The 20016-nt window shown below is 65.2% G+C and carries 14 protein-coding genes; all 14 read left to right on the top strand.

Features of this window, described 5'->3' with window-relative positions; all coding sequences use genetic code 11:
• Window positions 1–42 precede the first annotated feature (42 nt).
• The 14 genes from ACW4LP_RS02355 to ftsY all read left to right on the top strand — a co-directional run bounded on the left by ACW4LP_RS02355 (window position 43) and on the right by ftsY (window position 20003).
• Complete coding sequence (locus ACW4LP_RS02355; RefSeq protein ID WP_270357771.1) at window positions 43–1533, top strand: cytochrome ubiquinol oxidase subunit I; 1491 nt, start codon at window positions 43–45, stop codon at window positions 1531–1533.
• A 5-nt stretch (window positions 1534–1538) separates the two neighbouring features.
• A complete protein-coding gene (gene cydB / locus ACW4LP_RS02350) occupies window positions 1539–2570 on the top strand; it encodes a cytochrome d ubiquinol oxidase subunit II (protein ID WP_455803456.1) in 1032 nt (343 codons plus the stop codon).
• 736 nt (window positions 2571–3306) lie between these two features.
• Window positions 3307–4383 (top strand): hypothetical protein, encoded by a 1077-nt coding sequence (locus ACW4LP_RS02345; RefSeq protein ID WP_455803427.1) that lies wholly within the window; start codon window positions 3307–3309, stop codon window positions 4381–4383.
• Between the two features lie 718 nt (window positions 4384–5101).
• Complete coding sequence (gene secA, locus ACW4LP_RS02340; protein WP_161128084.1) at window positions 5102–7933, top strand: preprotein translocase subunit SecA; 2832 nt, start codon at window positions 5102–5104, stop codon at window positions 7931–7933.
• 197 nt (window positions 7934–8130) lie between these two features.
• Window positions 8131–9231: a peptide chain release factor 2 gene (prfB, locus tag ACW4LP_RS02335; protein WP_161128083.1), complete on the top strand. Its 1101-nt coding sequence runs from the start codon at window positions 8131–8133 to the stop codon at window positions 9229–9231.
• Window positions 9232–9254: 23 nt separating this feature from the next.
• Complete coding sequence (locus ACW4LP_RS02330; RefSeq protein WP_114548754.1) at window positions 9255–10088, top strand: transketolase; 834 nt, start codon at window positions 9255–9257, stop codon at window positions 10086–10088.
• Window positions 10089–10098: 10 nt separating this feature from the next.
• Window positions 10099–11076, top strand: coding sequence for a transketolase family protein (locus ACW4LP_RS02325; protein ID WP_161128082.1), 978 nt, complete (start codon window positions 10099–10101; stop codon window positions 11074–11076).
• A 169-nt stretch (window positions 11077–11245) separates the two neighbouring features.
• Window positions 11246–12010 (top strand): cell division ATP-binding protein FtsE, encoded by a 765-nt coding sequence (ftsE, locus tag ACW4LP_RS02320; RefSeq protein ID WP_231699616.1) that lies wholly within the window; start codon window positions 11246–11248, stop codon window positions 12008–12010.
• Window positions 12003–12917 carry a permease-like cell division protein FtsX gene (ftsX, locus tag ACW4LP_RS02315; protein WP_022740139.1) on the top strand — a complete coding sequence of 305 codons (915 nt, stop codon included), beginning with the start codon at window positions 12003–12005 and terminating at the stop codon, window positions 12915–12917. Before ftsE ends, ftsX begins: the two co-directional genes overlap by 8 nt.
• Before the next feature lie 104 nt (window positions 12918–13021).
• Entirely contained in the window at window positions 13022–14335 is a 1314-nt protein-coding gene (locus ACW4LP_RS02310) for a S41 family peptidase (RefSeq protein ID WP_161128081.1), read from the top strand.
• 57 nt (window positions 14336–14392) lie between these two features.
• The gene (rnr, locus tag ACW4LP_RS02305) at window positions 14393–16393 is read left to right on the top strand and encodes a ribonuclease R (RefSeq protein WP_161128080.1); all 2001 of its coding nucleotides are present in this window, start codon (window positions 14393–14395) and stop codon (window positions 16391–16393) included.
• Window positions 16394–16550: 157 nt separating this feature from the next.
• Window positions 16551–16877: a hypothetical protein gene (locus tag ACW4LP_RS02300; RefSeq protein ID WP_022740131.1), complete on the top strand. Its 327-nt coding sequence runs from the start codon at window positions 16551–16553 to the stop codon at window positions 16875–16877.
• 168 nt (window positions 16878–17045) lie between these two features.
• The gene (locus tag ACW4LP_RS02295; protein ID WP_161128079.1) at window positions 17046–18425 is read left to right on the top strand and encodes a sodium-dependent transporter; all 1380 of its coding nucleotides are present in this window, start codon (window positions 17046–17048) and stop codon (window positions 18423–18425) included.
• 87 nt (window positions 18426–18512) lie between these two features.
• Window positions 18513–20003, top strand: coding sequence for a signal recognition particle-docking protein FtsY (ftsY, locus tag ACW4LP_RS02290; RefSeq protein WP_231699608.1), 1491 nt, complete (start codon window positions 18513–18515; stop codon window positions 20001–20003).
• The last annotated feature ends 13 nt before the right edge of the window (window positions 20004–20016 follow it).

Raw genomic sequence — 20016 nt, 5'->3', positions numbered from 1 at the left:
GCCGCATCTCGGCCGCGGGCGCGCAGAGAAAGGGGGTGTGCAATGGAGGCTTTCGCTGATGTGGCGGTGCTCTCGCGCATTCAATTCGCGCTGACGGTGGCGTACCACTTCCTGTTCGTGCCGCTGTCCATCGGACTCGGGCTCATTCTGGCCATCAACGAGACCCGCTATTACCGCTCGCGCAAACCCGAGGACGCTGCGGCGACGAAATTCTGGGTGAAGGTGTTCACCGCGACTTTCGCCATCGGAGTGGCCACGGGCATCACCATGGAGTTCTCCTTCGGCACCAATTGGGCGAACTACTCGCGGTTCGTGGGCGATATCTTCGGAGCTCCTTTGGCCGCCGAGGCGCTGTTCGCCTTTTTCCTGGAGTCGGTCTTTCTGGGCGTGCTCCTGTTCGGGCGCGAGAGGGTGAGCCCGAAGTTTTACATGGTGTCCTCGTGGCTCGTGTGGGCCGGGTCGTGCCTGTCGGCGCTGTGGATCCTCATCGCGAACTCCTGGATGCAGACGCCGGCCGGCGCGGAGCTTAACGCCGACGGCACCGAGGCCGTCATCACCGACTTCTTCTCGGCGGCCTTCAACCCGTCCATCTTCGCCCGCTATACCCACACCGTGGACGCGCTGCTCATCATGGGCGCGTTCGTGGCCATGGCCGTGGCCGGCTGGTATATGCTTAAGGGCCGCAACGCCGAGTTCGCCATGAAGACCATGCGCATCGCCGCCGTGGTGGGCATCGTGACCTCCTGCGCCATGATCGTGTTTGCCCACTCTTCGGCCGTGGTGGTGTGGAACGAGCAGCCCACCAAGCTCGCCATGATGGAGGGCATGTACGATTCCGAGGTGCCCCCGCTGTACGCCGTGGGCATTGTGGATGAGGACAACCAGGAGGTCATCGCTCCCTTCGCCATTCCCGGCGGCACGAGCTTTCTGGCCACGGGCAACTTCGAGACGGAGTATCCGGGCTTAAACGAGCTCGCCCAAACCGAGGAGTACGGCGACATGGTGGTGGAGGACATGCCCGTGGGGCTCGTGTTCCAGAGCTACCACCTCATGGTGGCCATGTACGGGCTCATCATGCTGACGAGCATTCTCGTGCTCGTGTTCACCTTCAAGGGCGGCCGCATCGCGAAGATGCGCTGGTTGCAGTGGGCGGCGGTGCTTTCGCCCATCTGGCCGTTCATCGCCATTCAGACAGGTTGGATCACCGCCGAGGTGGGGCGCCAGCCCTGGGTGGTGTACCCGTCGGTCACCGGCCCCGACGGCGTGTCGCTGCTGACGGCCGACGGCATCTCCATGTCGGTGTCGGCGCCGGAGCTGTGGCTGACGCTGGGCCTGTTCGTGCTTGTGTATCTGGTGCTGCTCATCGGGTGGGCGCGGGTCATCGGCCGCTTCATCAAGGAAGGGCCGGTTGCCGAGGGCGCTGCTGCCGCCGATGCGGCCGCAGTCGCCGTGGTCGCCGCCGACGCCGAGGGCGATGTCGTCGTTGCGGAGGCCGTCGCCGCCGCGGGCGATAGCGGGAAGGAAGGTGAGTAGCCATGATGGAGTTCTTAAGCGTGCTGTGGTTCTTCCTCATCTTCGTGCTCATCGCGGGCTATTTCGTGCTTGACGGGTTCGATCTGGGCATCGGCGTGCTGTCGCCCTTCATCGCGAAAAACGACGAGGAGCGCGCGGTGCTGCGCCGGGCCATCGGTCCTGTGTGGGACGGCAACGAGGTGTGGCTGCTCACGGCGGGAGGTGCGCTGTTCGCCGCCTTCCCGGACGCCTATGCCACGACGTTCTCCGGGTTCTACCTGGCCGTCATGCTGGTGCTGTTCGGCCTTATCGTGCGCGCCGTGTCCTTCGAGTTCCGTGCTGGCGATCCGTCCTGGGGAAAGCTCTGGGATGCGTGCTTCTTTGTGGGCTCGCTGCTTCCGGCGCTGCTGCTCGGCGTGGCGGTGGGCAACATCTTCGCCGGCATCCCCATGGACGCCGCGGGCGATTACGCCGGCGTGCCTCTGATCGGCCTCATCACGCCTTTCACGCTGCTGACGGGGCTTTTGGGCCTGGCGATGTTTTTGGCCGCCGGCGCCTGCTGGGCCGCGCTGAAGGCGCCGCTGCCCTCTTGCCTTCAGGCCCGCGCCGCACGGCTGCGCCTGCCTCTGCAAGTGATCGCGCTTGTTCTGTTCGCCGTGGTGTCCGTGTACGCCCTCGTTCTTGTCGGGCCCGAGATGGATCCGAACTTGGGCATCCTGCGGTGGCTGTTCGCGGCGCTGGTGGTGGTGGGGCTGCTGGCCTCGCTCGTCGTGGGCAAGACGTCCGGGGACGACCTGAAGGCGTTTCTGGCTCAGTCCGCGTCCATGATCGCGCTCGTGGCGCTTCTGGCCTGTTCCATGTTCCCCGTGCTCGTGAACGCCACGGCCGATTCCGTGGGGCCGGCCATCACCTTGGCCAACGCCGCATCGTCGGAGCTGTCGCTCACCTGGATGACCATCATCCTGTGCGTCGGACTTCCGCTCGTTCTCGTGTACCACGTGGTCATCTACCGCACCTTCCGCGGCCGCGTGAACCCCGCCGATCTGGAGGAGTACTAGAGTCCAGGGCAGCGCGAATCGAGTGCAGACATCGATGCTTCCAGGTACTTTGCTGGGAAGGCCCGTTTCGTGCGGGTCTCCCCGCTTTTTAGATCTCTGTTGCCGCTCAGGGGATGCGACATGGGAGAAGGCTAGCCTGGAATCGATGCCGCTTCGGCCAAAGTCGATTCACGCGACATCGCCGCCGCTCCTTATGGAACCGCCGCCGGTTCGACAGTGTCGTAGCTATCTTGGCGATATCGTCATCGACCTGCATTGCTGCCGCCGGTTCGACGATATCGCCATCGACCCGACGATATCGCCATTGACTCGATGAAAAGCTGCTGTGCGATTTGGCGGACGATTATTTTCGAAATATTGCGATTGTTAGCATTGCTTCATCCTTCGAGGGCCTTCGCAAACCGAACAAGGGGAGGAAGGCGATCTCCGATGCGTACTGCTCCCTAACAAATTATCGCCATGCATTGAATGGGACGCCTTTTCGCGAGCGATGTGCTTCCTACTGCTTCCACTTTGGAGATGCGCGATTGCTAACAATCGCAATTTCTTCGAAATAACAAGGAGGCAAATGTTCTAGCAATGTGACTTTTCCCGCCCTTCCTTCCTCAGGTCTCGGCAATTCTTGCGAAATATGTACTCATATGTGATGGAATATTTGCGCTATACGAGAATTGCAGCGAAATTCACTTTCTACTGGTTACTATAGGAGCCTTCTGGATGTTTGAGGAGGGATGCTGTGTCGAATCTTTACTTGAGCCATGAGACGGCTCTCGCGTTCTGGCGCTATTGGTCGATTCGGAATGCGCTTTCTCTTGGGGTTTTCCACTGCCGGAAGGCTCACTCGACGGAGGGCCTTCCTTTCCGCGTGTTCCCATCCAGCTCGGTGCTTGCCTCGTTGGTAGAGACGCGGGAGGGATTGCTTGCCATTTTGGAAGAAGCGCTCAGCGAGGGCTCCGATGTTTTGCGCCATGCCCTTGCGGTCGCTGAATGCCCCGACGCGTCCAAGGGCGATGGGGAGGGCCATCGGGCCATAAGGGAACTGCATATGCTCGGCCCGCGCAAGCCTGGGATTCGCTTGCAAGAAGGTGTCGTCTACCACCATAGCACGGCTGCATTCCCTAAGCGATCTTTTTTGAAGGTGGCCGAGCATGTCTACGTTTGCGCCCCTGAGCTTGTTTTCGTCCAGATGGCGGGGTCGTTATCGCGCGGAGAGCTTCTTGCTTTGGGTTATGAGTTTTGCGGCAACTATCCGGTCGGACAAAACCAGTTCCAGGTGAGGCATGCTCTCTCGACCCCGAATCGGCTTGGGGCCTACGCGGGGCAAATCCAAGGTGCCCACGGCGTTAAGCTGGCGAGGTCGGTTGCCCGCTGCGTACATGGAAAATCCGCCTCACCGGCGGAGACGATCATGGCAGCGGTTTTGGCAACTCCACGAGTTTACGGCGGCTTGGGGCTGAGCGATGTGAAGCTGAACGAGCCAATCGGGTTGAGCGACGAGGCTGAGAGGATCGCCCATGCCACCGTTCTGGTTTGCGATGCGGTATGGCCTCGGGACAAGGTGGTTTTGGAATACGACAGTGTTGCCAGTCATCTGAACCGCGCGCAGTTGTCGAAGGATTCGCGGCGCAGGAGCGCTCTGGCCGCCGACGGATTCACCGTTCGCTCCATCACGGGCTCCCAGCTTTCAAATGTCTTCGAGTTTCAGGAAACTGTCGTCCACGCTTTCCGCGAAAAGGGGCGCTACCTTGGTCGATTGAAGGGAAAACAGCTCGAACGGCATATGCAGTTGAGGAGCGAGTTGTTCAAAAAGTAGGTCTATTTTTCCTCGAAAGTTGCGATTGTTAGCAAAAGACGGCACTTGAGGAGCCGAGCAATTGCGTGAAGTCTCGCAAATAGCGTCCAAACCTCTTCTTCGGGGCCGCATTGATCGCGCTGGTGCCGCTCCGGTAAAGAACCGGAGTCAGAGAATGCTAACAATCGAAAAATCGAGCGAAAAAAAGCGAAGTTCTTGTTCTGGTGACTGGTTTCAGGTTCATCGGGGTCGGGATGCGGATGAGTAGGGCTGCAGGGGGTGGTAATGACGAATGGTAATGATGAACTCAGCGATGACGCGAAGGGCCGGGGTGTGACGGTGCAGGAGTGCGAAGGGGCCGGGGTGCGATGGCGCTGGGGTGCGAAGGGACTGGGGTGCGACGGGGCTGCGCCGCGAAAGGGGCCGGGTGCGACGGTGCGGGACGGTGCAGGATGGTGCGGGACGGCACTGGACGGCACAACCAGGCGCAACCGGGCGCAACCGGGCGCAACCGGGCGCAGGGGGGGCGCAACCGGGCACAACCGGGCGCAGAAGGGGGTCTCGCCGCCTTGCAAACCCTGTGAAATTGGGCGCGCCACCTGCGCTCTGTGGTAGAGTGGAGCAGATTTGCACCGAGGCGGCCCGCGCGGCCGCCCAACGAAGGCGACGGGAGTTGTTGAAGGGGAGGCGATCGCCGACCCCATGACCGCTCGCCGACCACAGAAAGAAGACGCAACCTATGGGATTTCTCTCCAAACTGCTCACGATGGGCGAGGGCAAGCAGCTGAAGCGCTACCAGGCCAAAGTCGATAAGATCAACGCGCTGGAACCGGAGTTCCAGGCGCTTTCCGATGAGGAGCTGGCCGCTAAGACGCAGGAGTTCCGCGAGCGCTACGCCGCCGGCGAGAGCCTGGACGATTTGCTCCCCGAGGCCTTCGCCGCCGTACGCGAGGCTTCCGTGCGCACCATCGGGCTTCGCCACTTCGACGTGCAGCTCATCGGCGGCATGGCCCTGAACGAGGGACAGATCGCCGAGATGAAGACTGGCGAGGGCAAGACGCTCGTGTCCACCCTGGCCGGCTATTTGAACGCCATTCCCGGGCACAACGTGCACATCGTGACCGTCAACGATTATCTGGCCCGGCGCGACTGCGAGTGGATGGGCCAGATCTACCGCTTCCTCGGCATGAAGACCGGCCTTATCCAGAACGGCATGCCGCCGGCGGCGAAGAAGCCCGCCTACGAGGCCGACGTCACCTACGGTACCAACTCCGAGTTCGGCTTCGACTACCTGCGCGACAACATGGTCACGCGCGGCAGCTCGCGGGTGCAGCGCGGGCACCACTTCGCCATCGTCGACGAGGTGGACTCCATCCTGATCGATGAGGCCCGCACCCCGCTCATCATCTCCGGCGCCGGCACCCAGGCCGCCGACACCTACAAGAAGTTCGCCCGGGTCATGCCCGGCCTCAAAGAGGGCGTCGACTTCGACATGGACGAGGCCAAGCGCACCATCAACGCTACGGAGAGCGGCCTTGAGAAGATCGAGGTTATGCTCGGCATCGAGAACATCTACGCCGACCCGTCCGGCCAGCTGGCGAACCACCTGCAGCAGGCGCTGAAGGCCCAGTTCCTCTTCCATCGCGATGTCGACTACGTCGTCATGGACGGCGAGGTGAAGATCGTCGACGAGTTCACCGGCCGCATCATGGAGGGGCGCCGCTACTCCGAGGGCCTGCACCAGGCGCTCGAGGCCAAAGAGCACGTGCTCGTGCGCGAGGAGAACCAGACGCTGGCCACCATCACGCTGCAGAACTACTTCCGCCTCTACGACAAGCTCTCCGGCATGACCGGTACCGCCATGACCGAGGACGCGGAGTTCCGCCAGATCTACAAGCTGCCGGTCATGGCCATTCCTCCCAATAAGCCGGTCATCCGCGTCGACGAGAACGATCTGGTGTACCGCACCATCGACGGCAAGTTCAACGCCGTGGCCGACGACATCGCCGCGCGCCACGCGAAGGGCCAACCGTGCCTGATCGGCACCGTGTCCATCGAGAACTCCGAGAAGCTCTCGCGGCTTCTGGACAAGCGAGGCATCAAGCACGAGACGCTGAACGCCAAGCACCACGAGCGCGAGGCGCATATCGTGGCCCAGGCCGGGCGCCTTGGCGCCGTCACCATCGCCACCAACATGGCCGGCCGCGGTACCGACATCCGCTTGGGCGGCGAGCCGGACATGCTCGCCGAGGACCTGCTGCGCGAGCGCGGGTTCGACGTGGACGCCCAAGAGGGCGACGAGGAGGCGCGCGGCCCCATCCCATCGGCGGCCGACCGCGCCGACGCCCTTACCCGCGCCCGCGAGATCTGCGACGCGGAGCAGGAGCAGGTGCTCGCCGCCGGGGGACTCTGCGTCATCGGCACCGAGCGCCACGAGTCCCGCCGCATCGACAACCAGCTGCGCGGCCGTTCCGGCCGTCAGGGCGACCCGGGCGTGACCCAGTTCTACCTCTCGCTGGAAGACGATCTCATGCGTCTGTTCGGCGGCTCGAAGATGGACTCCATCGCGCACATGATGGAGAAGACCAACCAAGAGGACGACATGCCCATCCAAGCCGGCATGGTGTCGAAATCCATCGAGAGCGCCCAGCGCCAGGTGGAGTCCATGCACTTCGCCGCCCGTAAGAACGTGTTGGAATACGACGATGTCATGAACCTCCAGCGCAAGGCCATCTACGAGGAGCGCAACGCCATCCTGGACGGCAAGTCCATGACCGAGCGCATTCCCGGCATCATCCGCGACGCCGTGGACGCCATCGTGGGGGAGTGCTGCCCCGGGAATTCCGCCAGCGACGACTGGGACGTGCGCGCCATCGACCTGTGGGCCGCGAACATGACCGGCTGCAACGATTTCTCCGTGGCGAAGGTCGATCACGAGGACGAGGCGGAAAACGTCGCCGAGGCTTTGAACGACTTCCTCACCTGGATTTACGAGCAGAAGAGCGAGCAGCTGGGCCACGACCTCATGGAGAACCTCTCCGCCCAGGTGATGCTGCGCATCATCGACACGCGCTGGATGGCGCATCTGCAGGAGATGGACTATCTGAAGACCGGTATCGGTCTGCGCGCCTTCGGCCAGCGCGACCCGCTCGTGGAATACAAGAACGAGGCCTACAACGCCTTCCAGAATCTGACGAGCTCGATGTACGACGACTACCTGCGCACGTTGCTGCGCCTGGAGATCGCCGCGAAGCCCGCGGCGGAGGGCGCCCCCGCCGGTGCCGGCCGCCCGGCCCCCGCGGCCCTGGCGGAGCAGGAGGACCCGCTGGCCCGCAAGATGAGCTACTCGGCGCCGGAACAGGCTCTGGAGGAGTCGAGCATCCGCGGTCGCCACGCCGCCGCGGCCCGCGCCGCCTCCGGTGTTCCCGCCGCGCCTCCGCGCCCTGCCGCCGGCAAGCCCCAGACCTACGTCAAGGACAAGGAAGACCCCTACGCCAACGTGGGGCGCAACGATCCCTGCCCCTGCGGTTCCGGCAAGAAGTTCAAGAAGTGCCACGGCCAGAACCTTTGACGCACACTCAACTAAGGTTGAGCGAAGCGGGATGCGGGGTGCCGCTCACCAAGCGAGTTCCGCAGATGGTATCGAAGGCGGTAAGCGAAGGGGAGCAGTAGCCTTGACGCCTTCGATACCAGCGAGGACTGTCTGAGCGACTGAGCGGTATCCCGCAGCCCGCCCCCGGTGAGTTTCAAGGAGATTTAGATCAAGGCATGGAACTGAGAGACATTCAGAAGGAGATCGAGAAGGCGCAGGGTCGGCTGTCCGATGCCTTCTCGTTCTTGCGTATCGAGGAGAAGCGCGACGAGCTGGCCGCGCTGGACGAGGAGACGGCCCGTCCGGACTTTTGGAACGACGCGGCGACGGCCCAGGCGGTCTCGAAGAAGGCGGCGGGGCTTCGCGCCACCATCGAGGACTACGAGCGGGCCTGCGGTCTTCTGGACGACGCGTCGGCGGCGTGCGAGCTGGCCGGCGACGATGCGGCCTTCGCCGAGGAGGCCGAGCACACGGTCGCCGAGCTGACGGCGCTTCTCGACCAGCTGGAGATCGAGTCCTGGTTCTCCGGCGAGTTCGACGAGGGCGACGCCATCCTCACGGTGAACCCCGGGCAGGGCGGCCTCGAGGCCCAAGACTGGACCCGCATGCTCTACCAGATGTACGTCCACTACGCCGAGGACAAGGGTTGGAAGGTGACGGTGCTCGATCTGGTGCCCGGCGAGGGCATAGGGCTCGATCGGGCCACCATCCAGATCGAGGGCCGCTACGCCTACGGCATGCTGCGCAGCGAGATCGGCATCCACCGTCTCGTGCGCATCAGCCCCACCGACGCCAAGAAGCGCCGCCAGACCACCTTCGCCTCGGTGGAGGTGCTGCCGGTCATCGCCGACGACATCGAGGTCGACTTGAACCCCGCCGACGTGCGGGTGGACGTGTACCGCTCCAGCGGTCCGGGTGGCCAGTGCGTGAATACCACCGACTCGGCCGTGCGCCTTACCCACGAGCCCACGGGCATCGTGGTGACCTGCCAGAACGAGAAGAGCCAGCTGCAGAACAAGGAGGCCGCCTTCCGCGTGCTGCGCGCCAAGCTCTACGAGCTGGAGGAGCGCAAGCGGGCCGAGGAGCTGGACGAGCTGCGCGGCGAGCGCATGGATAACTCCTTCGGCAGCCAGATTCGCAACTACGTGCTCTTCCCGTACCAGCTCGTGAAGGATCTCCGAAGCGGCGTTGAGACGGGAAATGTGGACGCCGTCCTTTCCGGCGCCCTGGAACCTTTCGTCATCGGGTATCATACGTGGAGAGTAGCCAACTCCTAGCAGCGAACGGGAAAGGGAAGCTTATGGATACTGCCGCCTTGCAGGCGAAGGCCACCGACATTCGCAAGGATATTCTGACCATGATCACGGAAGCGGGCAGCGGGCACCCGGGCGGGTCGCTCTCCTGCACCGATATCCTCACGGCGCTGTACTTCGGCGGCGTCATGGACTACAACCCGGCCGACCCGCACAAGCCCGGCCGCGACCGGTTCATCCTGGCCAAGGGGCACGCGGCCCCGGCGCTCTACGCGACGCTGGCCCACGCCGGCTTCTTCCCGACCGACGAGCTGCACACCCTGCGCAAGCTCGGCACGCGCCTGCAGGGGCATCCCGATTCCAACCTGCTGCCCGGCGTGGAGGTGTCCACCGGCTCGCTCGGCCAGGGGCTTTCCGTGGCCGCGGGCCTTGCGGCCGGCCTGCGCCTGACCGGCGAGGACGGCCTCGTCTTCACGGTGCTCGGTGACGGCGAGTGCGAGGAGGGCCAGGTGTGGGAGGCGGCCATGTTCGCCGCCCATCAGAAGCTCGGGCGCCTCGTGGCCATCATCGACAACAACGAGCTGCAGATCGACGGCTGCATCCACGACGTGTGCGATCCGGGGGATTTGGGCGAGAAGTTCGCCGCCTTCGGCTGGGACGTGCAGCGCGTCTGCGGGCACGACATCCCCGCGCTCGTCGAGCTTTTCGGCCGCATCAAGGCCGAGGCGGCCGATACGGCCCGTCCGGTGTGCGTGATCGCGCGCACGGTGAAGGGCAAGGGCGTCTCCTTCATGGAGAACCAGGCCGGCTGGCACGGCAAGGCGCCGAAGTCCGAGGAACTTGAGAAGGCTCTGGCGGAGCTGTCCGCCGACGCGGAATAGGAGGCCCGTCATGGTGAAACTCGCAAACACCGAGACCGCTGCCCAGAAGAAGGCCACGCGCGCCGCGTACGGCGCCACGCTCGCGGAGCTCGCCACCGAGGGCGTGCCCGTCGTGGCCGTGGACGCCGACCTGACCGGCTCGACCACCACCAAGAAGCTCGCCGACGCGGGATACGCCGGGCGCCTGTTCAACTGCGGCATCGCCGAGCAGAACATGATCGACGTGGCCGCGGGCCTCTCGCTGGCCGGCAACATCGCGTTCACGGGCTCCTTCGCCGTGTTCGGCACCGGGCGCGCCTACGACCAGATTCGCAACACCGTGTGCTACTCGAACCTGAACGTGAAGATCGCCCCCACCCATGCGGGCATCTCCGTGGGCCCCGACGGCGGCTCGCACCAGATGCTCGAGGACGTCTCCCTCATGCGCGGCCTTCCCGGCATGCGGGTGCTCGTGCCCGCCGACTACGCCGCCGCCCGCGCCGCCCTGCGCCTCGCTGCCGCCACGCCGGGCCCCGTCTACGTGCGCATGGGCCGCGCCGCCGTGCCCTGCGTCTACGACGACGAGGTGGAGCTGGAAATCGGGCGCGCCTACGTGCTGCGCGAGGGGAGCGATGTCACCATCGTGGCCAACGGCGTGGAGATCCGCGAGGCGCTCGCCGCCGCCGACGCGCTGGCCGCCGACGGCATCTCCGCCGAGGTCATCGATGCGTTCTCGGTGAAGCCGCTCGATGGGGCGACCATTCTCGAATCGGTGGCGAAGACCCGTTGCGTCGTGACGGCCGAGGAGCATTCCGTCATCGGAGGCTTGGGCTCGGCGGTCTGCGAGCTTCTGGCCGGCGCCGACCCCGTGTGCGTGGAATGCGTGGCCGTGCGCGACCGTTTCGGCAAGTCCGGCGAGTTCGAGGAACTGCTCGGCTATTTCAACATTGACGCTACGGCCATTGTTGAAGCTGTGAAAAAGGTTCGTGAGCGCGCGGGCCTTTGCTAAAATACTTCAGTCTCAGTAACGAACAACCTGAACGGAGCAAGCTGTGACGAACGAACGGAACCAGGGAATTCCTGGTCATGCCGGCCGTCACGCCGGCGCGCCGGCCCAGGGCAACAACCCGCGCGCCCGCGCGGCGGCGCCCCAGCCCGGCCACGCCCAGAAGGCGTCGATGACCTCCCAGCTGTCCCAGGCTTTGCCCATGCTCGAAGTGGACGAGATGGCCGCCCCCATGGGCGCGCCGGTCATCACCTTCGATCATGTGACCAAGACCTACCCGGCCCAGCCGAAGAAGCCCGCCTTAAGCGATGTGACCCTGCAGATCTTCGCCGGCGAGTTCATCTTCCTCGTGGGCCACTCCGGATCTGGCAAATCCACCTTCATCCGCCTGCTCACCCGCGAGATCAAGCCCACCTCGGGCAAGATCTACGTGGCTGACGAGGATCTGACCACCATGCGCAACTGGCGCGTGCCCTACCTGCGGCGCAACATCGGCTGCGTGTTCCAGGACTTCAAGCTCCTGCCGAACAAGACGGTCTTCGAGAACGTCGCCTTCGCCCTGGAGGTTATCGGCAAGAGCCGGCACGTCATCAAGACGCAAGTGCCCGAGGTGCTGCGCCTCGTGGGCCTCTCCGACAAGCTGAACAGCTATCCCGATCAGCTTTCCGGCGGCCAGCAGCAGCGCGTCTCCATTGCGCGCGCCATCGTGAACCGGCCGCCTCTGCTCATCTGCGACGAGCCCACGGGAAATCTGGATCCGCAGACCTCCCGCGGCATTATGGATCTGCTCGAGCGCATCAACCGCACGGGCACCACGGTGCTCGTGGCCACTCACGATCGCGAGATGGTCGACAACATGCGCCGTCGCGTCATCGCGCTCGACCGCGGGCATCTCACCCGCGACCAGGACCGGGGGGTGTACGGCTTCGATGTCTAGTCTCTTCTACTTCTTCAAGGAGTCGCTCCAGGGCTTCGCGCGCAACCTCTCCACGACGCTCGGCTCCATCATCACCATCTTCCTGTCGCTGCTCATCATCGGCGTGTTCCTCGTGGGCGGCACCATTGTGGAGCGCCTCGTGTCCTCCATCGAGGACGAGGTCTCCATCACCGCCTACGTGGCCGACGATGCGCCACAGGAGTCCATCGACGCCGTCACCGCGATGATCCAGGGCATGGACGGCGTGGAAAGCGTCGGCTTCACCACCAAGGAGCAGGCGCTGGAGAACTTCAGCAACTCCATGACCACCAACCCCGAGATCATCGAGCAGCTGGACGGAACGAACCCGCTGCCCGCCTCCATCGACGTGAGCCTCGCCGACCCGCAGAAGGTCGACGAGATCGCCGCCGCCATCGAGGCCGACGAGACGTTCCGCTCCATCTGCGACGAGCCCGACAACCCGGCCGATTCGCTGAAGTACGGCCAGAAGACGGTGGACCGCCTGTTCTCGGTGACCAAGTACGTGCGCTATTTGGGCGTGGCCCTGGTGCTGCTGCTCGTGTTCATCGCGCTCGTGTTCATCAACAACACCATTCGTCTGGCCATCATGGCCCGGCGCAAGGAGATCGCCATCATGCGTCTGGTGGGCGCGTCCAACGGGTTCATCCGCGGGCCCTTCCTCATGGAGGGCGCCCTGCACGCCCTTATCGGCTCGCTTCTGGCCGTGGGCGTCCTGCAGGTGCTGCGCATGTACGGCATCCCGAAGCTGCAAAGCGCCCTGTCCTTCCTCTCGCTGGACGTCTCGGGCAACACCTACATCATGATCTACATCGTGCTGGTGGTAGCCGGTCTCGTAATCGGCCTTCTCGGCTCCGCTTTCGCCATGAGGCGGTACCTGAAGGTGTAGAATCTTGTCTTAAAGGTTTGGAACGTCGGCGCGACCCCCGCGGCACTGATGAGCCGAGGGGGTCGCGCTTTTCAGATTGACGGAGTCACGTGCAAGGAGCGGCCATGGCCAAAGAACGCAACGGGCGGCATCTCACCCCCAACCCCCGGGCCCGCAGCGAGCGGCGGGTCGATCAGGCGACGAGCCACGGTCTGCTCCGCGTGTTCCTCGCGGTCATCCTCGTCGCCGTCTCCTTCGTCGGGGGCTTCGCCCTGCGCAGCCAGACCGAGCTGGTGGCGAGTTGGGGCATCCCGGTTTCCGATGGCGAGCGGGAGGCGCTTGCGGCTGCGGCGGCCAACAACACCTTCGAGTCCGTCTCGGCCCGGGTGGGCGATGTGGAGGACATCCTCTCCACGTACTCCATGGACGAGATCGACCTTACGGCGGCCACCTATTCCATGCTCGACGACTTGATGAAGTCCACGGGCGACCCCTACGCCACCTACTACAACCCCGATCTGTACAACACCTACATCAAGGAGACCACCGAGCGCAGCTACGCCGGCATCGGCGTGGTGTTCGCCGACTACAACGGGCGCGCCTACGTGTCGGATGTCTTCGAGGGCTCCGAGGCCGAGGCCAAAGGCGTGCAGCAGGGCGACTTCCTCACCTCCATCGACAGCGAGGACGTATCGGCCTGGTCGATGACCGAGGTGGTGAACGCGCTGGCCAAAGACGAGGGCGCGACGGTGTCGGTGACCTGGATGCGCCCGGTGAGCCTGGACGCCCAGACCGGCGAGCAGTTCACCACGACGCTCACTTGCAAGGTCTACGAGGAGGCGAACCTCTCAACCGCGCTTTCCGACGGCGTGGGCGTCGTGAAGGTGCGCCAGATCTCGAGCAACGCCGCGGAGCTGGTGGACCAGGCGACGAAATCGCTCATCGAGCAGGGGGCCGGGGCCATCGTGCTCGATCTGCGGGACAACGCCGGCGGATACCTCACCCAGGCCGTCGATATCGCGAGTCTGTTCGTGAACTCCGGCGTCCTCGTGCAGATTCAGGGCAACGATGGGCCGGCCACCACCAAATCGGCCGCGGGCGACGCGCCGTACAAGGACGTGCCGCTTGTCGTGGTGGTGAACCGCTACACGGCCGCCGCCGCCGAGGTGCTCGCCGCGTCGCTGCAGGACAACGAGCGGGCCGACGTGGTGGGGGAGACGAGCATGGGCAAGGGCTCGGTGCAGGTGGTGCGCGAGCTGGACTTCGGCGGGGCTGTGCGCTACACCGCCGCCTACTACCTCACGCCCCAGGGCGAGCCTATCGACAACGTGGGTATCGTGCCCCAGGTGGGGGTGGTAAACGGCGAGGGGGAGGATGGAGCGGACTCCCAGCTGGCCACCGGCATCGACATCGCCCGCTCGCTCATTCCGGCGGCCTAGGATCGGCCGCGCAACGTGCACGGGCGCCTTCGCGTCTCGTAAGGGAAGGGAGATAGGGTGAGCCGCAACAGGAAGCACACGCGCCGCCGCCCCAAGGCGAATCCCCGGGGCGTTCTCACCGTGAGCGCCGGCGGCTTCGGTTTCGTGCAGACGGCCGAGGGGGAGTACTTCATCCCCGCCTCGGGCCTCGTCGGCGCCTTCGACGGCGATCTGGTGGAAATCGCGCCTCTGCGGGCCGGGGCATCGAAGGGGCGGCGAGTCACGGATGACGACGGGGATATGACGGGTCGTCCCGCCGCCCGGGTGCTCTCGGTCGTCGACCGAGCCCACGACACGCTGGTGGGGCGCTACGAGGTGGCCGAGCCCTTCGGGGTGGTGGTCCCCGCAGATCCGCGCATTCCCTACGACGTGTTCACCATGCGCGCCGAGTCGCCCGAGGTGCCCGACGGGGCGCTCGTGCGCGTGCGCATCGCCCAGTTCCCGACGCGCCGCAGCGCCGCCACGGGCTTTGTGGAAGAGGTGCTCGCCGATACCTCCGACGCGCCGGGGGCCGGCATCGACCTCATCGTCGGCCGCCACAAGCTGGAGACGGTGTTCTCGGAGGGGGCTCTGGCTGACGCGGCCGCGGCGACCTTGGATGCGGAGGGGGCCCTGGCCGCCGGCTACCGCGATTTGCGCGACCGCTTCACCTTCACCATCGATCCGGCCGACGCCAAAGATTTCGACGATGCGCTGTCCTTGGATTATCTGGAAGGGGAGGGGCTGTGGCGGCTCGGCGTGCACATCGCCGACGTGAGCCACTACGTGCCCTGGGGCTCCTCGGTCGATTTGGACGCGCGTCGGCGCGCCACGAGCGTGTATCTGGCCGACCGCGTCATCCCCATGCTGCCCCCGGCTCTTTCCGACGAGCTGTGCTCGCTCGCGCCCGGCGCCGAGCGGCGTTCCATGACGGCCGACCTGTTCCTGAACGATGAGGGAGAGCTCGTGCGCTTCTCGCTGTACCCGGCCCTCATCCGCTCGGACGCGCGCCTTTCCTACGGCGAGGCCGACGACATCCTCGTCGACTACAAGGCCGCCATCGCCGCCGGGGGCGATATTGCCTGGCGGCTCGTGGAATGCTCGCGGCTCGCCCGCGCCCGGGAGGCGGCCCGCGCCCGGGCCGGCGGCATCGACTTCGCCACGACCGAGGCCAAGGTGATCCTCGATGCGGAGGGACGGCCGACCGACATCGCGCTGCGCCGCAAGACCGACGCCACGCGCCTGGTGGAGGAGGCCATGATCCTGGCCAACGAGACCGTGGCCGGCTACCTGGAGCGGCGCGGCTTTCCCTGCCTGTACCGCGTCCACGAACCTCCGGCCTCCGATGCCTTGGGCTCGCTCATTCCCGTGTTCCAGGAGTTCGATTGGTTCGAAAGGCCCATGGAGGCGCGGCTGGTGGCGGGGGATCCGAAGGTCATCCAGGAGATTTTGGCGGCAAGCGCGCCCCGCAGCGAGGGGGAGCTTGTCAGCTCGCTTCTGCTGCGGGCCATGAAAAGGGCCGACTACCGGCCCGAGAACCAGGGCCATTACGGGCTTGCCAGCGAGGTGTACTGCCATTTCACGAGTCCCATCCGCCGCTACCCCGATTTGGTGGTGCACCGTATGCTGCGCGCCGCGCTCACGCGCCGTCCGGAGAAATTCGACCAGGAGGTGGCGGCGCTTCCCTGGATCGCCGAGCACTCCTCGGCCATGGAACGGGTGGCCGAGGCGGCGGCCCGCGAGTCCCAGGAGCTGAAGATGGTCGAGTACCTGGCCGCATTCGTGGGACAGTCCTTCTCGGCCGTGATCTCCGGCGTGGCGGCCTGGGGACTCTACGTGCGCCTCGATTGCACGGCCGAGGGCATCCTTCCCGTGCGGGCCTTGGGCGACGAGTACTTCGTCTTCGACCCGGTGCGCTACACGCTTGTGGGCGACGAGTCGGGAAAGGTCTACCGGCTGGGCCAGCGCGTCGCCGTCACGCTGAAGAGCGCCGACGCGACCACCGCCTCCCTGGAGTTCGTGCTGGCCGGTAGCCGTTAAGGGCCGAGGAGCCGGCCTCGCAGGGCGCCTGCCGCAGATGACCGCAGCTTAACAGGTCGTCAAGGGGTCATCGTCGGATGGGCTCATCGCGAGGCGGCGACGGCTGCGGCACGGTATGGTGGATGCACGCGCAAGACCCGATGAAGGGAGATTCACCATGAGTTTCATCGATAAGATGAAGGAAGCCGGCGAGGACATCAAGGAGGCGTTCCAGGACGGCGCCCACGATTTGGCCGATAAGGCGGGCGACCTGAAGGACGCCGCTGCCGAGAAGGCCGCCGACTTGAAGGATGCTGCCGCCGAGAAGGCCGGCGATCTGAAGGACGCCGCCGCCGACGCCGCCGCCAAGGCCAAGGACGCCGCCGCCGACGCCGCCGAAAAGGCCAAGGATGCGGCTGATACCGCCAAGGAGAAGGCTGCCGATGCCGCCGATGCCGCCAAGGACAAGGCTGACGACGCCAAGAAGGCCGCCGAGGACAAGTAACGCGCCGGACGCTCCGGGCCACAGTGTTCGGGGCGCTTGGATGGAAAAGGGAAAGCCCGCTGCTTGGAAATCCCCGAGCAGCGGGCTTCTCTGTTCTGTTAGCATGATCTCTCGTGAAAAATCAGCGGTCGTGCTCGTCGGGGCGCGGCTCGTTTAAAGGAGACGTTATTGGAACGTGAGCGATTCGGCAGCCGTCTGGGGTTCATCCTCATCTCCGCTGGCTGCGCCATAGGCCTCGGCAACGTCTGGCGCTTCCCCTACATCACCGGCGAGTACGGAGGCGCGGCCTTCCTCGTCATGTACCTGGTCTTTCTGGTGGTCTTGGGCCTGCCCATCATGGTCATGGAGTTCGCTGTGGGCCGCGGTTCCCAGCGCTCCATCGCCCGCGCCTTCAACGTGCTGGAGCCGGCGGGCACTCACTGGCACAAGTACAAGTGGGTGGGCATCGCCGGGTGCTATCTGCTCATGATGTTCTACACCACGGTGGCCGGGTGGATGCTTGCCTACGTGCCGAAGTTCGCCTCCGGGCAGTTCGTGGGGGCCGACTCGCAGGCCACCTCGGCCGTCTTCGACGCGATGCTGGCCTCGCCGGTGGAATGCGTCTTCTGGATGGTAGTGGTGTGCGTCGTCTCCATCCTCATCTGCTCGCTGGGGGTGCAAAAGGGCGTGGAACGCATCACCAAGGCCATGATGCTCGCCCTGCTCGCCATCTTGGGGGTGCTCGTGGTGCGCGCGCTCACCCTTCCGGGGGCGGCCGACGGCGTGGCCTTCTACCTGCTGCCGGACTTCTCGAAGATCTTCGGTAGCCCGGATATGTTCTTCGAGGCGGCCTACGCGGCCATGGGCCAGGCCTTCTTCACCCTGTCCATCGGCATGGGCTCCATGACCATTTTCGGCAGCTACATCGACAAGCACCGCTCGCTCATGGGCGAGGCGGCCACGATCGGCGTGCTCGACACTGGCGTTGCCCTGGCCACGGGGCTCATCATCTTCCCAGCCTGCTTCGCCTTCGGCGTGGCGCCGGACTCGGGCCCCGGCCTTGTGTTCATCACGCTGCCGAGCGTGTTCGAGCAGATGTGGGGCGGACAGGTGTGGGGCACGCTGTTCTTCGTGTTCATGTCCTTCGCGGCGCTCTCCACGGTCATCGCCGTGTTCGAGGGCATCCTGCGATTCTCCATGGACCAGTGGGGTTGGTCGCGCCGGCGGGCCGTTACGGTGAACCTCATCGCCATCCCGCTTTTGTCGCTGCCCTGCGCGCTCGGGTTCAATGTGCTTTCGGATGTGGTCATGCCCGGGGTGGGCGACATCCAGACCGTGGAGGACTTCCTTGTGTCCAGCAACATCATGCCCTTGGGCTCGCTCGTCTTCGTGATGTTCTGCGTCTCGCGGCGCGGCTGGGGCTGGAAGAGGTTCCTTGCCGAGGCCAACGAGGGGGAGGGGCTCAAGTTCCCTGCGTGGCTGCTCCCCTGGATGCGCTTCGGTGTGCCGGTGCTTGTGGTCATCATCCTCATCATGGGCTGGGTTCCCATCGTCAGCTCGTGGTTGTGATTTGTCGCCTGGCCGCCGTGCGTCTCGCCCGGCCCTCGATGGGGTAAACTGGGGAAAACGTCATTTTGATTTTTGAAGGAGTGCCCGATGGGCTTTTTCGATCGCATCAGCGAGGGGCTTTCCCGCTCGCGCGACAAGTTCAAGGAGTCGATGAACGTCCTTTTGGACCGTGGACCCGATTTGGACGAGGAGTTCTGGGAGGGCTTGGAAGAGACGCTCATCCTGTCGGATGTGGGCGGGGCGGCGGCCAGCGACATCGTGGAGAACCTGCGCGACCAAGCCACCCGCAAGGCGCTGCCCGACGCCTATGCGGTGCTCGACCTCTTGAACGACGAGATCGCCGGTGCCTTCACGGAGCCCGGGGCCGACATCTTCGGCGGCGATGAGGCGGTCGTGCTATTCGTGGGCATCAACGGCACGGGCAAGACCACCACCGTGGGCAAGCTCGCCAAGGCGGAAACCGATGCGGGTCGCGCGGTCATCCTGGGCTCGGCCGACACCTTCCGCGCCGCCGCCATCGAGCAGCTTGAGGTGTGGGCGCGCCGCGCCGGAGTGGAGATGGTCACCCGCGAGCGCGGAGCCGATCCGGCGAGCGTGTGCTACGACACGCTGGAGCGCGCCGAAGCGACCGGTGCCGAGCTCGTGCTCATCGACACGGCCGGGCGCCTGCACACCTCCGCCGATCTGATGCGCGAGCTGGAGAAAGTAGTGAACGTGGTGCGCAAGCGCTCGAAGCTACCGGTGTACACGGTGCTCGTCATCGACGCCACCACGGGCCAGAACGGCCTGCAGCAGGCCCGCGAGTTCAACCGCGCGCTGGATTTGGACGCCCTTATCGTCACGAAGCTCGATGGCACGGCCAAAGGCGGCATCGCGCTGGCCGTGAGCCACGAGCTGGGGCTGCCCATCGTGAAGATCGGCGTGGGCGAGGGCATCGACGACTTGCGCGACTTCGACGCCCGCGAGTTCGCCTCGGCGCTCGTCGGCACTTTCGACGAGCGCTTCGATGCGGACGAGGACGGCCTGCGCGGCGAGAACGCCAAGGAGGCGGCCGTCACGGCCGGCGAGCGCCGTCGGGACGTGCTGGAGGGCGCGCCGGCGTGCGCGGCCGAGGCCGAGAAGGCGGTCGAGGGGTCTGCCGGGGAGACGGTCGAGGACGCGACCGTGGAGGCCCTCGCGGAGATTGAGGATGGCGAAGCGCCCGTGGTGGACGCGCAGGGCGATGCGGAAGAGGCCTTCGCCGATGCCGCGGAGGAGGCGGCAGCCGAGCCCGACAATGCCGATCTGCTGGAAGCCGCTTTGGGCCGGCGCACCCACGACACCCTCGTCCTGGAAACCGAGGAGGATACCTCCGCCGGTCTTGAGGCCGCCGAGCTGACGGAGCTCGACCGCAACGCCGAGGCCGTTGCGGAGGCGGCCGAGGAAGGCGTCTTCGATGATGTCCCCTTCACCGACGACGAGCTGGCCGAGCTCGCCATGGCTGCCGCTGATGAAAACGCCGAGGGCGAGCCTGAGCCCGAGCCCGAGCCGGCCCCCGAACCTGAAAAGAAAAGCTTCTGGAAGCGCCTGTTTGAATAGATAAGGAACCCCC

It is taken from the genome of Adlercreutzia sp. CNCM I-6215, from assembly GCF_977072315.1.
The sequence above is the reverse complement of the archived record's forward strand: the minus strand, read 5'-3'. Positions and strand labels throughout refer to the sequence as shown.

Coding starts and splice junctions, on each gene's coding strand:
- ACW4LP_RS02355 (WP_270357771.1), top strand. CDS start 43: ATGGAGGCTTTCGCTGATGTGGCGGTGCTCTCGCGCATTCAATTCGCG.
- cydB (WP_455803456.1), top strand. CDS start 1,539: ATGGAGTTCTTAAGCGTGCTGTGGTTCTTCCTCATCTTCGTGCTCATC.
- secA (WP_161128084.1), top strand. CDS start 5,102: ATGGGATTTCTCTCCAAACTGCTCACGATGGGCGAGGGCAAGCAGCTG.
- prfB (WP_161128083.1), top strand. CDS start 8,131: ATGGAACTGAGAGACATTCAGAAGGAGATCGAGAAGGCGCAGGGTCGG.
- ACW4LP_RS02330 (WP_114548754.1), top strand. CDS start 9,255: ATGGATACTGCCGCCTTGCAGGCGAAGGCCACCGACATTCGCAAGGAT.
- ACW4LP_RS02325 (WP_161128082.1), top strand. CDS start 10,099: ATGGTGAAACTCGCAAACACCGAGACCGCTGCCCAGAAGAAGGCCACG.
- ftsE (WP_231699616.1), top strand. CDS start 11,246: ATGACCTCCCAGCTGTCCCAGGCTTTGCCCATGCTCGAAGTGGACGAG.
- ftsX (WP_022740139.1), top strand. CDS start 12,003: ATGTCTAGTCTCTTCTACTTCTTCAAGGAGTCGCTCCAGGGCTTCGCG.
- ACW4LP_RS02310 (WP_161128081.1), top strand. CDS start 13,022: ATGGCCAAAGAACGCAACGGGCGGCATCTCACCCCCAACCCCCGGGCC.
- ACW4LP_RS02300 (WP_022740131.1), top strand. CDS start 16,551: ATGAGTTTCATCGATAAGATGAAGGAAGCCGGCGAGGACATCAAGGAG.
- ftsY (WP_231699608.1), top strand. CDS start 18,513: ATGGGCTTTTTCGATCGCATCAGCGAGGGGCTTTCCCGCTCGCGCGAC.